At 34.9% G+C, this 15,977-nt stretch carries 10 protein-coding genes and 1 other annotated feature (1 of these 11 running past the window's edge); all 10 genes read left to right on the plus strand.

Annotation, left to right across the window (positions count from 1 at the left end; translation table 11 throughout):
• Nucleotides 1-109 (plus strand) — a binding site (T-box leader); it begins 111 nt to the left of the window's first position.
• A 53-nt stretch (nucleotides 110-162) separates the two neighbouring features.
• Nucleotides 163-1,335, plus strand: coding sequence for a chorismate synthase (gene aroC, locus ACUN0F_RS18445; RefSeq protein WP_001269422.1), 1,173 nt, complete (start codon nucleotides 163-165; stop codon nucleotides 1,333-1,335).
• A gap of 18 nt (nucleotides 1,336-1,353) precedes the next feature.
• Nucleotides 1,354-2,454: a histidinol-phosphate transaminase gene (gene hisC / locus ACUN0F_RS18450; protein ID WP_445539893.1), complete on the plus strand. Its 1,101-nt coding sequence runs from the start codon at nucleotides 1,354-1,356 to the stop codon at nucleotides 2,452-2,454.
• Entirely contained in the window at nucleotides 2,447-3,547 is a 1,101-nt protein-coding gene (tyrA, locus tag ACUN0F_RS18455; RefSeq protein ID WP_264461802.1) for a prephenate dehydrogenase, read from the plus strand. The genes hisC and tyrA overlap by 8 nt, the downstream gene beginning before the upstream one ends.
• Nucleotides 3,548-3,563: 16 nt before the next feature.
• On the plus strand, nucleotides 3,564-4,853 hold the full coding sequence (aroA, locus tag ACUN0F_RS18460) for a 3-phosphoshikimate 1-carboxyvinyltransferase (protein ID WP_445539894.1): 1,290 nt from the start codon (nucleotides 3,564-3,566) through the stop codon (nucleotides 4,851-4,853).
• Between the two features lie 135 nt (nucleotides 4,854-4,988).
• Nucleotides 4,989-6,149 (plus strand): GNAT family N-acetyltransferase, encoded by a 1,161-nt coding sequence (locus tag ACUN0F_RS18465; protein ID WP_445539895.1) that lies wholly within the window; start codon nucleotides 4,989-4,991, stop codon nucleotides 6,147-6,149.
• 267 nt (nucleotides 6,150-6,416) lie between these two features.
• The gene (locus ACUN0F_RS18470) at nucleotides 6,417-6,983 is read left to right on the plus strand and encodes a TetR/AcrR family transcriptional regulator (protein ID WP_001107302.1); all 567 of its coding nucleotides are present in this window, start codon (nucleotides 6,417-6,419) and stop codon (nucleotides 6,981-6,983) included.
• Nucleotides 6,984-7,162: 179 nt separating this feature from the next.
• Nucleotides 7,163-10,279: an MMPL family transporter gene (locus tag ACUN0F_RS18475; RefSeq protein WP_445539896.1), complete on the plus strand. Its 3,117-nt coding sequence runs from the start codon at nucleotides 7,163-7,165 to the stop codon at nucleotides 10,277-10,279.
• A 357-nt stretch (nucleotides 10,280-10,636) separates the two neighbouring features.
• The gene (locus tag ACUN0F_RS18480) at nucleotides 10,637-11,485 is read left to right on the plus strand and encodes a hypothetical protein (RefSeq protein WP_445539897.1); all 849 of its coding nucleotides are present in this window, start codon (nucleotides 10,637-10,639) and stop codon (nucleotides 11,483-11,485) included.
• A gap of 337 nt (nucleotides 11,486-11,822) precedes the next feature.
• Entirely contained in the window at nucleotides 11,823-13,448 is a 1,626-nt protein-coding gene (locus ACUN0F_RS18485) for an ABC-F family ATP-binding cassette domain-containing protein (protein WP_000633870.1), read from the plus strand.
• A 524-nt stretch (nucleotides 13,449-13,972) separates the two neighbouring features.
• Nucleotides 13,973-15,946 (plus strand): LTA synthase family protein, encoded by a 1,974-nt coding sequence (locus ACUN0F_RS18490; RefSeq protein ID WP_445539898.1) that lies wholly within the window; start codon nucleotides 13,973-13,975, stop codon nucleotides 15,944-15,946.
• Nucleotides 15,947-15,977: the final 31 nt, after the last annotated feature.

The following is a 15,977-nucleotide window of genomic DNA, read 5'->3' on the forward strand; positions in this document are numbered from 1 at the left end:
TCCGCCAACTTTTGGAGGGAAAGACGGTCAAACGATCGTTAAAGAAGAAGAGAGGTAGACGATAGTTGTCTACAACTAGGGTGGTACCGCGATAAACATCGTCCCTACTGAGCGCTCAGTAGGGACTTTTTTGTACAAAAAAATAGTAAAGGGGCAAGAGAAATGAGATACATTACAGCTGGAGAATCACACGGACCGCAGTTAACAGTTATTTTAGAAGGTGTACCAGCAGGCTTAACATTAACAGCGGAACATATTAATAAAGAATTATTAAGAAGACAAAAAGGACACGGACGCGGAAGACGTATGCAAATAGAAACTGATACAGTTGAAATTGTAAGTGGTGTTCGTCATGGGATGACACTTGGCTCACCAATAACGTTAATCGTTAAAAATGATGATTTCAAACATTGGACGAAAGTAATGGGTGCAGAGCCAATTTCGGAAAAAGAAAGTAAAGATATGAAACGTACAATTACAAAACCACGTCCAGGACATGCGGATTTAAACGGCGCAATTAAATATGGACATCGTGATATAAGAAACGTACTAGAGCGCTCATCTGCAAGAGAAACGACAGTTCGTGTAGCTGCTGGTGCAGTTGCAAAACAAATTTTGAAAGAATTAGGCGTAGAAATTGCAGGGCATGTTCTTGAAATTGGTGGGGTACAAGCGAAACGAATTTCAAACTTACCAATAGAAGAAATTCAAACGATTACTGAAAATTCACCAGTTCGATGTTTAGATAAAGAAGTAGAACAAGAGATGATGGATGCGATAGATAACGCTAAAAGTAGTGGGGATTCAATCGGCGGTATTGTTGAAGTCATTGCAGAAGGTATGCCAATAGGTGTTGGTAGTTACGTTCATTACGATCGTAAATTAGATGCAAAACTTGCTGGTGCAATTATGAGTATTAATGCATTTAAAGGTGCTGAAATTGGCGTTGGTTTTGAAGCAGCAAGACAGCCAGGAAGTAAAGTACACGATGAAATATTATGGGATGAAGAAAATGGATACACGAGAAAAACGAATAATGCCGGCGGTTTAGAAGGCGGTATGACAACAGGAATGCCAATTGTCGTAAGAGGAGTTATGAAGCCAATACCTACATTATACAAACCGTTAGCAAGTGTTGACATTGATACGAAAGAAGCATTCCAAGCGAGTATTGAAAGATCTGATAGTTGTGCAGTACCAGCAGCAGGTGTAGTAGCTGAATCTGTTGTAGCATGGGAACTTGCACATGCACTAGTCGAACAATTCGGAAAAGATCGTATGGATTTAATTCAGCAAAACATTACGCAACATAATAAATATGCAAAAGAATTTTAATAAAAAGGTGGTTTTAACATGCAAGTGAAAGATCAACTCTCATCATTACAACCATATACACCAGGTAAATCACCTGAACAAATGAAAGAAGTGTACGGAGATCATTCATTTGTGAAATTAGCATCAAATGAAAATCCATTCGGCTGCTCACCACGTGTTTTAGATGAGTTGCAAAAATCGTGGTTGGAACATGCTTTATATCCTGACGGAGGTGCTATAGCGCTTCGTCAAACAATTGCAAATAAGTTACATGTTCAAATGGAACAAATACTTTGCGGTAGTGGTTTAGATGAAGTCATTCAAATAATAAGCCGTGCAGTACTTAAAGCAGGAGATAACATTGTAACGGCTGGTGCAACATTCCCGCAGTACCGTCATCATGCAATTATTGAAGGTTGTGAAGTGAAAGAAATCCCTTTAAATAACGGTGTATACGATTTAGACGAAATTTCGTCAGCAATAAATAATAATACGAAAATTGTATGGATTTGTAATCCGAACAACCCGACAGGCACATATGTGAATGATCGAAAATTGACTCAATTTATTGAAGGTATTAGTGAAAATACGTTAATTGTCATTGATGAAGCGTACTATGAATACGTAACAGCAAAAGATTTCCCGGAGATATTACCGCTTTTAGAAAAACATAAAAACATTCTTGTACTTAGAACATTTTCTAAAGCGTACGGATTAGCTTCTTTCCGCGTTGGATATGCAATTGGACAGGAAGAGCTAATCGAGAAATTAAATGTCGTACGTTTGCCATTTAACGTATCTTCATTAGCGCAAAAAGTAGCGACGATTGCTTTTGGTGATGATGAGTTTATTGAAGAAATAGTTCGTGTAAATACAGAGGGATTACAACAATACGAGAGCTTTTGTAAGGAAAAAGAAATTCCATTTTATCCATCGCAAACAAATTTCATCTTCTTGCCAGTTGAGAATGCTGGAGAGATTTATGAAGCTTGTGCACACGCAGGGTTTATTATACGTCCGTTCCCGAATGGTGTCCGTATTACAGTCGGAACAAAGGAGCAAAATGAAGGAGTGATTTCAGTGTTAAAACAACACTTTGAAAATAAAAAAAGAAAGTCTCGAGATGAGGCAAATGCGTAAAAAGGTAGTATTAATTGGAACAGGTTTAATCGGAGGCTCTCTTGCATTAGCAATTAAAAAAGAGCACGATGTAACGATAACAGGTTATGATATATTTCAAGAACAAGTAGAGCGTGCAAAAGAATTACACGTAGTAGATGAAGTGGCAGTAGATTTACAGCGTGCATGCGAAGAGGCGAATTTAATTGTTTTTGCTTCTCCAGTTGAAGAAACGAAGAAGTTATTACACAAATTAGCGTCATTTCGTTTAAGAGAAGATGTTATTGTAACCGATGTTGGTAGTACAAAAGGAACAATTATGAATGAAGCGGAAGCTTTATTTTCAAAGGAAGTATCTTTCATTGGTGGACATCCGATGGCAGGTTCTCATAAAACGGGAGTTGAAAGTGCAAAAGCGCATTTATTTGAAAATGCATTTTACATTTTAACGCCGATGAATCATGTGCCAAATGAACATGTGGAAGAACTAAAGCGTTGGTTACAAGGAACAGGATCTCATTTTCTCGTTCTAAATACAGAGGAACATGATTATGTAACAGGGATCGTTAGTCATTTTCCACATCTTATCGCAGCTGGATTAGTAAAGCAAGTGGAGAAACATGCAGGAGATAATCCGCTCATTCATCAACTAGCTGCCGGAGGGTTTAAAGACATTACACGTATCGCATCTAGTAGTCCAAAAATGTGGAGTGATATTGTTAGACAAAATCGCGAGCATTTAATGGTATTATTAAAAGAGTGGATCTCTGAAATGGAAGATTTATATGATACAGTTTCTACCGGAGATGCAGGCGAGATTCAAAACTATTTTGCAGACGCGAAAGAATATCGTGACTCTTTACCAGTACGAAAGAGAGGGGCAATTCCTGCCTATCACGACTTGTACGTCGATGTTTTAGATAAAGTAGGGGCATTGGCTCATATTACGAGTATTTTGGCACGCGAAGAAATTAGTATTACGAACTTGCAAATATTAGAAGCGCGTGAAGGGTTGCTTGGGGTATTACGTATTAGCTTCCAAAGAGAAGAAGATCGTATGAAAGCAAAGCTAGCGCTTAAAGAAGAAAAATACCAAACTTATGAAACAATTTAAATGAGAAGGTGAAAACATGAAGGAAAGAACAATAGAACCTGTTAATAACGGATTAAAAGGTATTATTACAATTCCAGGAGATAAATCCATTTCACACCGCGCTGTCATGTTCGGCGCGATTGCAGAAGGAAAAACAACAATTAAAGGTTTCTTGCCCGGTGCAGACTGTTTAAGTACAATTTCTTGTTTTAAAGAAATGGGAGTAGAAATCGTGCAAAATGGTGATGAAGTCACTGTAGTTGGTAAAGGATTAGAAGGCTTACAAGAACCGAAAGCTGTATTAGATGTTGGTAATTCTGGTACAACAATACGTTTAATGTCAGGAATTTTGGCAAATACACCATTTTTCTCTTGCGTACAAGGTGATGCATCTATCGCAAAAAGACCGATGAAACGTGTTACAAATCCATTAAAACAAATGGGTGCAAACATTGATGGCCGCGAAGAAGGGACGTTTACACCGTTAACAATACGTGGTGGAGATTTAAAAGTAATTGAATATACTTCACCTGTAGCAAGTGCGCAAGTAAAGTCAGCTATTTTACTTGCAGGTCTTCGTGCAGAAGGTGTAACAGCTGTTACAGAACCACATATTTCACGCGATCATACGGAAAGAATGCTTGAAGCCTTTGGCGTTAAAGTAATTCGTGAGGGAAAAACAGTGAAACTTGCAGGTGGACAGAAGTTAACAGCGACAGACGTTCAAGTACCAGGTGACGTATCATCAGCAGCATTTTTCTTAGTAGCAGGCGCAATCATTCCAAATAGTAAACTAGTATTACAAAATGTAGGGATGAACCCAACTCGTACAGGTATTATTGATGTTTTAGAGAAAATGGGTGCTACGTTCACTGTAGAGCCAATTAACGAAGGATCATCAGAACCAGCAGCAAACATTACGATCGAAACATCTTCATTAAAAGGAATTGAAATTGGCGGAGATATTATCCCAAGATTAATCGATGAAATTCCTGTTATCGCCTTAGCGGCAACGCAAGCAGAAGGAATTACAGTAATTAAAGATGCGCACGAATTAAAAGTTAAAGAAACGAACCGTATCGATACAGTCGTTGCGGAGTTAACGAAACTAGGAGCTCGCATAGAAGCAACTGATGACGGCATGATTATTTACGGAAAATCAGCACTAAAAGGCAATACAGTAAATAGTTACGGTGATCACCGCATCGGAATGATGCTTGCAATTGCTGGCTGTCTAGCAGAAGGAAAAACAACAATTGAAGACGCAGAAGCAGTAGGCGTATCATATCCTACATTCTTCGAAGAACTTCAAAAGTTAGCAAAATAAAGCAATAAAAAGCAGATACGGGATGTATCTGCTTTTTATATTGGATTCGTGTCGTTAAGTCCATATAATTTCATTCACCGCACTGGAATATTGAGAATTATGGTACAATTCAAACGAGGAATGGAGGAGAAATATATGAACGTTATACAATTAAAAGAAGATAGATTTAGAGAAGCATTACGCTTATCGGAATACGCTTTTCAATATAAAGTTGATGAGGAACGATTGCAGCAACAACTTACAAAGATGAAAGAAAGTCATGAAATATACGGTATTATGGAAGGTGAAGATGTAGCAGCAAAACTGCATCTTATTCCGTTTCATATATACATAGGCAAAGAGAAATTTAAAATGGGAGGCGTTGCAGGGGTAGCGACGTATCCAGAGTATAGAAGAAGCGGGTATGTAAAAGAATTGCTTCAACACTCACTTCAAACGATGAAAAATGACGGATATACAGTATCAATGCTACATCCATTTGCTGTTTCATTTTACCGTAAATACGGCTGGGAACTTTGTGCGAATCTCTTTGTATGTCATATGACAAAGAGTGATTTAGTTATGAAAAAACAAGTAAATGGTACTGTGAAACGTTTCAATAAAGAAAATCACCCAGAAGAGGTCGAAAAGATTTATGAAACATTTGCAGAACGTTTTTCCGGTATGCTAGTTCGCGATGAAAAATGGTGGTTACAAGCTGTTTATGATGATTTAACATTAGCGATTTATTACGATAAAAATAAAACGGCAGCTGGCTACATGTTATATAAAATTGAAAAAAACAAAATGACAGTAGAGGAATTTGTTCCACTGCATAATGAAGCGCGAAATGGTCTGTGGAACTTTATTTGTCAGCATGATTCTATGATTAAAGAACTTGAAATGACAGTAAGTGAAAACGAACCGTTATTATATACACTAAAAGAGCCACGCGTGAAAGCAGAAATAAAGCCATATTTTATGGGCAGAATTGTAGATGTGGAGCAGTTCTTAAAACAATATGAGTTGAATTGGAAGAATGCACAGCAAGAAGTGATTTTACATATTACAGATTCATTTGCACCGTGGAATAACGTTACAGTAAAGCTTGCAAATCATGAAATAACAATTGTAGAAGAAGAAATAAAGGATAAAGGAATTAGTCTAGATATAAATGCATTATCTACAATAATGTTTGGATACAAACGTCCGTTAGAACTTAATGAACTAGAATTAATTAGCGGAAGTGAAGAGGAAATACGAGCGTTTGAGAATATAGTTCCAGTACGTAAAGCATTTATTTATGATTTCTTTTAAAAAATAGGGCTGTCCAAAATCAAATTTTGGGACAGCTTTCTCTTTGGTTGTCGGTTTTTGTCGGTAAGTCGATATATTTTGAAAATCGCTGATATAATTGGAGATGCGCCGATATATCCTGAGAATCGCTGATATATTCTAATAATCGTGGATATAATTTTTTCACTAAAACGCAACCATACTTTGTCACGCACTTGACTTTTAATCCATGTAATTTATAATTAAAAACGGAATGAATTTTCATTCCTGAAAATAGAGGTGGAAAAAATGGCTAAAAACAAACAAGAGGATATTTTTGATGCTGCGATGCAACTTTTCGCAGAGCGTGGTTACGATGGTACGACAATTCCAATGATCGCTGAAAAAGCAAAGGTCGGTGCGGGTACTATTTATCGCTACTTTGAAAATAAAGAGGCGCTTGTTAACTCATTATTTTCAAAAAGTATGTTAGAGCTTTCTGAAATGATAAAAACGGATTTTCCTGTTGAAGCAAATATTCGTGAACAGTTTAGTCATACGTACAACCGTTTATTTGAATTTGCGAGAAACAATGTGGACGCTTTTTTGTTTACAAATTCTCACTGCGATAGTTATTTTCTTGACGAACAGAGTAAGCAAATATTTGACGATTTTATAGGCTTCTTTATGAATATTATTGAAGATGGAATCGCAAAAGGTTTTCTTCGTCCATTGCCTCCAGTTGCTTTAATTATTATTGTATATCAACCGCTAGAAAAACTAACGAAGGTAATTGCAACAGGGCAATTAGAATACTCAAAAGAATTAGTAAAAGAATTGGAAGAAAGTTCTTGGAACGCTATTAGAATCATTTGATTCTATAGCTAATAAGTATAGGAATGAATATTCATTCCTAAATAGATTTAAAAAATGAGAGTAGGAGAGGATATTTGTGTAACTAAAGGAATGAACGTTCATTCCGAAAAAAAGTATTTTTAAAAGGATAGGAATGAATATTCATTCCCTTTTAATTTTCAAAACGGGAGATGATTAAAATGAGTAAGCTGAAAAATTGGAGAAGTTTATCTTTTCTATTATGGATAGTTATTACTATTACAATGATCGTAACGATGCCTAATATGGATAAATTAGTGAAAGAAAAAGGGCACATTACGATTCCTAATACAGAACAAAGTAGTATAGCTGACAAGATGATAAAAGAGATGGGTAAAGACGGGACTGAAAAGTATGAAATTATAGCTGTTTTTAATAGTGGAAGTAAAACAGCTTTAACAACTGAACAAAAAGAGGAAATAATAAAAACAATCAATGCTTTACAAAATGAAAAAGAGCAATTAGGAATTAAGGAAGTTGTTTCACATTTAGATAATAAAGATTTGGAAAAACAGTTGATATCTAAAGACAATACGACCATTTTAACGCAAATCTCTGTAAATAAAAAAAATGGTGAAATATCAAAAGTTGCAAATGGGCTTCATAAAAAAGTGCAAACGAAAGGGGTAAAAACGTACTTAACAGGAAGTGATTTAGTAGCGGGTGATTTTCTTACTTCCTCTCAAGAGGGAGTGAAGAAGACAGAAGTTATTTCTATCATTTTCATTCTAGTTGTATTAATCATTGTATTTCGTTCACCAATTGTTCCGATTGTTTCCCTTCTTACTGTTGGTGTATCATATTTAGTTTCAATGGGGATTATTGCCCATTTAGTAGATCAATTTAATTTTCCGTTTTCTAACTTTACACAAGTGTTTGTAGTCGTTGTCCTGTTTGGGGTTGGAACAGACTATAACATTTTATTATATACAAGATTTAAAGAAGAATTAAGTAAACAAGAAAATGCATTTTTGGCTACGAAAGAAACGTTTAAATCAGCAGGGAAAACCGTTTTATATAGCGGGATAGCAGTACTAATTGGTTTTGCATCTCTTGCTTTAGCGAGTTTTAAATTATATCAATCTACTTCAGCCGTAGCAATTGGTGTAGCAGTATTATTACTCGTATTAACTACGTTAAATCCATTTTTTATGGTGCTTTTAGGAAAAGGAATGTTTTATCCAGTTAAAACATTTAAAGGTCATGAGGATAGTCGTTTATGGGGATTTCTTGCGAAAAACTCAGTAGTAAGACCGTTCGCAGCTTTAATCATCGTATTTGTGATATCGATTCCTTTCGTAATGAAATACTCTAACACACTAAATTACAATGACTTATTTGAAGTAGACAATAAGTACGAATCAAAGATGGGGATTAACGTAATAGAAGATCATTTTCCGCCTGGTTTTTCTTCACCAAGTACGTTAGTGATTCAATCAAACAAAAAATTAGATGAAGGAACGTCTCTACAAACTTTAGATGAGTTAACTGATAAAATTTCGAAAGTGAAAGGTGTTTCAGAAGTATATGCACCGACACGTCCAACTGGGGATAAGATAAAAGAATTATATATAAATAAACAAGCGGGAGAACTAAATACAGGATTAGGAGATGCCAATGGTGGTATAAAAGAAATCAATGATGGTTTAACGGATGCTACAAATAAAATGGGTGGTAATGAGTCAGACGGCCTCGCAAATGTTCAAAAGTTAATTGATGGAACGAACGAGGCGAAAAATGGTGTATCGGCTTTAGGAACAGCGTTGAATCAATTATCGAATGGAATAAACGATGGGGCACAAGGAGCACAGCAAATTGAGAGTGGGTTAACTTCAGTAAATGAAAATATAAATGTCCTATCTAATGCAACGTCACAGCTTCATGCTGGCTATGCACAGTTAGAAAAAGGTTTAAGTGCTTACAATCAATACTTCGGAAGCATTTCTCAAGCGATTGATGGTGCGAAAAAAGGATACGAACAAATCGAAATGTTAATGACCAATTTCATTCAAACGAAACCAGAATTAGTAAATGATCCGAACATACTGCAAACGATAGGGATCGCTAAAGAGGCTCAAAAGCAATTAGGTGGGCTTTCAAATGAATTAAACCAATTAGCAACGCAGCACAAAGCGGCGATGGGTTCATTTAAAGAAGCAAATCAATCGTTATCGAAAGTGGATAACGGCTTAAAAGAAATGAGCGATGGAGTTACTAAGTTACAAAAAGGAGCAGCTGATCTTAAAAATGGATTAAATGAAGGTGCTTCAGGCTCAAAACAAATTGCGAACAAGTCATCTGAGTTGCAAACCGGATTAACAAAAATAAATGATGGGCAAGGCCAGTTATTAACCGGGCTGAAAGACTTACAAGAACAGATGGGGCAATTACAATCAGGATTATCTAAAAGTACAGAAGGGCTTGGAAAAGTAAGTAACGGCCTAAATGACGCACAGAAATATTTAGGCGAGCTAAATGAATCCAAAAGCTCTGAGAAGTTTTATATTCCAAAAGAAGTGTTAGAGGGGGAAGATTTCCAAAAAGCATTGAATACGTACATGTCACAAGATAGAAAGACTGCTAAAATGACAATCATTTTAGACGTAAATCCGTATTCAAAAGAAGCGATGCCAATCATTGAAGAAATTAATAAAACGATAGACGGTACGTTAAATGGTACAGAATTAAAATCGGCGAAAAAAGCAATCGGCGGCACAACAGCTAGAAACGTTGATTTAAAAGAAGTAACAGGCCAAGACTTCTTACGTACAGCTACAATTATGTTAATTGGAATTGCGATTGTATTACTCATTATTACACGGTCATTTTTAAATACGATCTTTATTATTGGATCTTTAATATTAGCTTATTTTGCATCACTTGGCATGAGTGAACAAATTAGTGCACACGTATTAAACGTAGAGTCATTAAGCTGGAATGTGCCATTCTTTAGTTTCATAATGATTGTCGCTTTAGGAGTGGATTATAGTATTTTTGTAATGATGAGATACAATGAGTTAGAAGGGGACCCAGCGACGAAAATTGTAAATGCATCTCGTCACATAGGGGGAGTCGTATTATCAGCGGCACTGATTCTAGTTGGTACATTTGCTGCATTAATCCCTTCAGGTGTATTGACGCTTATACAAGTAGCATCCGTTGTGGGCGTTGCACTATTGCTATTAGCTATCATTGTGATGCCAATATTGTTACCTGCTTTAATAGGGTTAACGAGTAAAATGAAGGATTATACAAAGAAATTAAGCAAAAGAAAATAAAAGAATCCCCTTTTAAAAGTATGCCATTTACCACGAAGGAAGGGAAAAAGTAAACAGTAAAAATACCAGCACAACGATTGGGGATTACTGACAAAGTGTTTGATTTAAAAGATATAATTTACTTTAGATAGTTCACTCAAATAAGGGTGGACTATATTTTTTTAAAAGGTAAATGGAAAATTTATGTTAAAATAATTATGGACATTGTGAAAAAATGTTCTTAAACTAATGGTCAGGTTGCTTTAAGAATGATTTTTCAAAGGAAATGGTAAATATCATATTTTGAAGGGGTGATTGCAGTGGAGTAAGTGATTTTTTAATCTTGGTTAAATACTTTGAAGGAAGGGATTTATAACTATGAATACAAAACTAATAATAGTAGAAGGATTACCTGGATTTGAAAAATCGACCACTGCAAAGCTAATAAATGAAATTCTAAGCCAAAATAAAAGTGAAGTTGAACTATTTTTAGAGGGGAATTTGAACCACCCAGCCGACTATGATGGTGTATCTTGTTTTAATAAATTTGAATTCGATAGATTATTATATAACAGTGGAGATTTTAAAGAAGTGCTTCTTAAAAGAGTTCTAAAAAAAGGAAGCAATTATTTATTACCATACAGAAAGATAAAAAATGAGTTTGGTGACCAATTTTCGGACGAATTATTTCACGATATTTTCAAAAACGATATATATGAATTACCATTCGATAAAAATGTTGAATTAATTGCTGACAAATGGAATGACTTTGCTGAAATTGCTCTAGAAGACAATAAAGTTTATATTTTTGAATGTTGTTTCATACAAAATCCATTAACTATTGGGATGATTAAATATGGTGAACAAAAAGAAAAAATAATAAATTATGTAATGAAAGTTGCAAAAATCATAGAGAATTTAAATCCAATGTTATTGTATGTAGAACAAGATAATCTTGAATTTTCATTTGGGAAGGCATTAAAAGAAAGAACTCCAGAATGGTCCACAGGAATTGTCGACTATTACACTAACCAAGGCTATGGGAAAGAACATAACCATTCAGGTGTAGAAGGAGCAATAAAAGTTCTTGAAGCTAGAAGGAATTTAGAGTTAGAAATATTCGATATGTTAAAAATGAAAAAAGAAAAAATCAATAATACAAAATATGATATTGACTCATATAGGTCAATGTTAAAAGATAAGTTAACAATACAAATGGTGAAATAGCTTTTTACTTTTTTCTCTTGTTTTGATTCAATAGGTGTTTTTGCATTGTTGTTACTACTACATGCAGTTAAGGAAGCAATTGATAAACATAATGCTACAATTATAAATATTTTCTTCAAAATAAATCATCCTTAAAGTGTGGATGTAACTTTAATCTAATTAAAAACAAATGTTTTATTCAATTTTGAAAAGAAAGGAATAGCAATCAACCGTTGCTATTCATCCCTTTTCTACTATATAATAGCTATAGTCTACAATAATTGAGTCGTAATATGCGATTTTTTAAGACAATCGGTGAGAAAACGCTGAAATAAGCGGTATTAGTAGGAGGACACAAATGATTACAGTAAGTAACGTTAGTTTGCGTTTCGCGGATCGCAAATTGTTTGAAGATGTTAACATAAAATTCACGCCAGGTAACTGCTACGGTTTAATCGGAGCAAACGGTGCGGGTAAATCAACATTTCTAAAGATTTTATCTGGAGAAATCGAACAATCAACAGGTGATATACATATTACGCCAGGTGAGCGTCTAGCAGTATTAAAACAGAATCACTTCGAATATGAAGAGTTCCCAGTATTAGAAACAGTAATTATGGGGCACACGCAACTTTACAAAGTAATGCAAGAGAAAAATGCCATTTACATGAAAGAAGACTTTAGTGATGAAGATGGTATGCGTGCTGCTGAACTTGAAGGTGAGTTCGCTGAGCTTAACGGTTGGGAAGCAGAATCAGAAGCTGCAATCCTTCTTAAAGGTTTAGGTATTGGTGAAGATGTTCATGATAAGAAATTGTCAGAATTAACTGGGGCAGAGAAAGTAAAAGTATTACTTGCTCAAGCATTATTTGGTAAACCTGACATTCTATTACTAGATGAGCCTACCAACCACTTGGACTTAAAAGCGATTCAATGGTTAGAAAACTTCTTAATGAACTTTGAAAATACAGTAATCGTTGTATCCCATGACCGTCACTTCTTAAATAAAGTTTGTACGCACATGGCTGATCTTGATTTCGGTAAAATTCAACTTTATGTTGGTAACTATGACTTCTGGTATGAGTCAAGCCAATTAGCTTTAAAATTAACACAAGATGCTAATAAGAAAAAAGAAGAGAAAGTAAAAGAGTTACAAAACTTCATTGCACGCTTTAGCTCAAACGCATCTAAAGCGAAACAAGCAACTTCTCGTAAAAAATTATTAGATAAAATTACATTAGATGATATTCGACCATCATCACGTCGTTACCCATTTGTTGGCTTTACACCTGAGCGTGAAATAGGAAATGACTTATTAACTGTTGAAGGTCTTTCTAAAACAATTGATGGTGAAAAAGTGTTAGATAATGTGTACTTCACTTTAAATAAAGGTGATAAAGTTGCATTTATCGGTCGTAACGATATTGCGATGACAACATTATTTAAAATCCTTATGGGTGAAATGGAGCCAGATAGCGGTTCATTCAAATGGGGCGTTACAACATCTCAATCTTACTTCCCAAGAGATAACTCTAAATACTTTGAGAACAGTGACTCCAACTTAGTTGATTGGTTACGCCAATTCTCTCCACAAGATGAGTCAGAAAGCTTCTTACGTGGTTTCTTAGGCCGTATGTTATTCTCAGGTGAAGAAGTTAAGAAGAAAGTTTCTGTATTATCTGGAGGCGAAAAAGTTCGTTGTATGCTATCTAAAATGATGTTAAGTGGTGCGAACGTAATCACACTTGACGATCCAACGAACCACTTAGACCTTGAGTCTATCACTGCATTAAACAACGGTTTAATCGCATTTAAAGGTACAATGTTATTTACATCTCATGACCATCAGTTCGTACAAACAATTGCAAACCGCATTATCGAAGTAACGCCAAACGGTGTAATCGATAAAGAGGCTACTTACGATGAGTTCTTAGAAAATGAAGAACTTCAAAAACAAGTAGAAGCAATGTACAAAGGTCAATAATAAATGATGAAAAACCTCGCTCTTTTTATGAGAGCGAGGTTTTTTTATAATCTTTGATTTTATGAATAATTATTCAAAAATAACTTTAGAGAAGGAAAGACATTTTGATGTTACATATAGAGGAATGGCTGAAGTATGAATAAACTTGAAATACATGAAGAGATTTAATATACACCGAAAAAAACAAATGATATCTATTGTGAATTTCATTATATTACATTAATGTTCCAGAACTGGAGACATATTTATTTGCGAAGCAGTGAATAAAGGTTTATAGTATGTGGTGTCATAATTAGTGGATGAGACATGGGAGAAAACAGAAAATGTTACAAATTTATTTTATTAAATGGAAACCAAGGTCAAAATGTCTAGAAAGAAATGGTTGAATAAATACTAGCTTCAAATTATAATTACTAATATTCTTCATTTAGTTAAACAAATAAAATCTATTTGAAGATAAAAAATTGAATAGAGAGACAGACTTATAAAAAAATAAGCCTTGGATGATCAAAAGAGGTGGAGAGATGAAACAATTACTATTAAAGAGTAAGCGAGTGTTAAGCAATCACTTTGGATTTTTCGTGTTTGCCATTATTTTATTCTGGTTAAAAACATACGCAGCATATGTGACAGAATTTAATTTAGGGATATCCAACACAATCCAAAAGTTTTTACTGTTTTTCAACCCGTTAAGCTCAGCAGTTTTATTTTTAGGGCTCGCATTATTCGCAAAGGGGAAACGTGCTTACATTTGGTTAATTGTTATTAATTTGTTAATGTCTATACTGTTATACGCAAACGTAGTATATTATCGCTTTTTCAGTGACTTTATTACGTTCCCGACATTAACACAAACGAATAACTTTGGAGATTTAGGTGGTAGTATTTTTGCATTGCTACACGCATATGATCCACTATATTTCTTAGATACAATCATTTTAATCGTTTTAGTTGCAACAAAATTTGCAAATCCAAAACCAATTCGTGTTGCGAAACATAAAGTATCACTAGTATTTGTAGCAGGTATTTTATTATTCAGCATTAATTTAGGTCTTGCAGAATCCGATCGTCCTGAATTATTAACAAGAACATTTGACCGCAATTACATTGTGAAATATTTAGGGGCATACAACTATACGATTTATGATGGCATTCAAAGTGCGAAAGCATCAACAGAACGAGCGTTAGCTGATGGAGATAATATGACAGAGGTTAGAAATTATCTTGCATCAACATATGCAAGTCCTAATCCTGAGTACTTCGGTAAAGGAAAAGGAATGAACGTAATTTATATTCATTTAGAGTCATTCCAAAACTTTTTAATTGATTATAAATTAAACGGGCAAGAAGTTACACCGTTCTTAAATTCATTTACGAAAGATGCGAATACGCTATACTTTGATAACTTCTTCCATCAAACAGGACAAGGTAAAACATCTGATGCTGAGTTCATGCTAGAAAACTCAATGTATGGGTTACCGCAAGGATCTGTTTTTACAAATAAAGCTCATAACACGTATCAATCAGCACCAGCTATTTTAGGACAACAAGGATACACATCAGCTGTATTCCACGGTAACTATAAAACATTTTGGAACCGTGATGATATTTATAAATCATTTGGTTTCAATAAATTCTTTGATGCGTCATACTATGATATGAATGAAAAAGATGTAGTAAACTATGGATTAAAAGATAAACCGTTCTTTAATGAATCTATACCATTATTACAAACATTGAAACAACCGTTCTATACGAAGTTCATTACGTTATCGAACCATTTCCCTTATCCGATTGATAAAGCGGAAGCAACAATTGAACCAGCGACTACAGGTGATTCATCAGTAGATACGTATTTCCAAACGGCACGTTATTTAGATGAGTCTGTAAAAGGTTTCTTGGATTACTTGAAACAATCTGGTTTATACGATAACTCAATTATCGTTATGTACGGTGACCATTACGGTATTTCAGATAATCATGGCGCAGCAATGTCTCAAGTAATGGGTAAAGAAATGAACTCATTTGAAAATGCACAACTGCAACGTGTACCATTAATCATTCGTGTTCCAGGAATGAAGGGCGGCGTACAACATCAATACGGCGGAGAAATTGATGTTCTTCCAACGTTATTACACTTACTAGGTACAGATACGAAAAATTATGTCCAGTTTGGATCTGATTTATTATCACCAGAGCATAAACAAGTCGTCCCATTCCGTAACGGTAACTACGTAAGTCCAACAGTGACTGCGCTAAACGGCAAATACTATGATACAGCAACTGGTAACGCTGTTGAATTAACAGATGAAATAAAACAAAATGAACAAATGGTTCAAAAATCGCTAAAATACTCTGACCAAGTCGTAAACGGAGACTTATTACGATTCTACACACCGGAAGGTTTTACACCAGTAGATCGTTCGAAGTACAACTATAACCATCGTGATAAAAATAAAACGAAGGTAAAGAAGACTGAAGACGGGGAAACGAAATAAATATTAAAGAGCGCTACTCATTTGAGTAGCG

Source organism: Bacillus sp. 1A, from assembly GCF_052682215.1.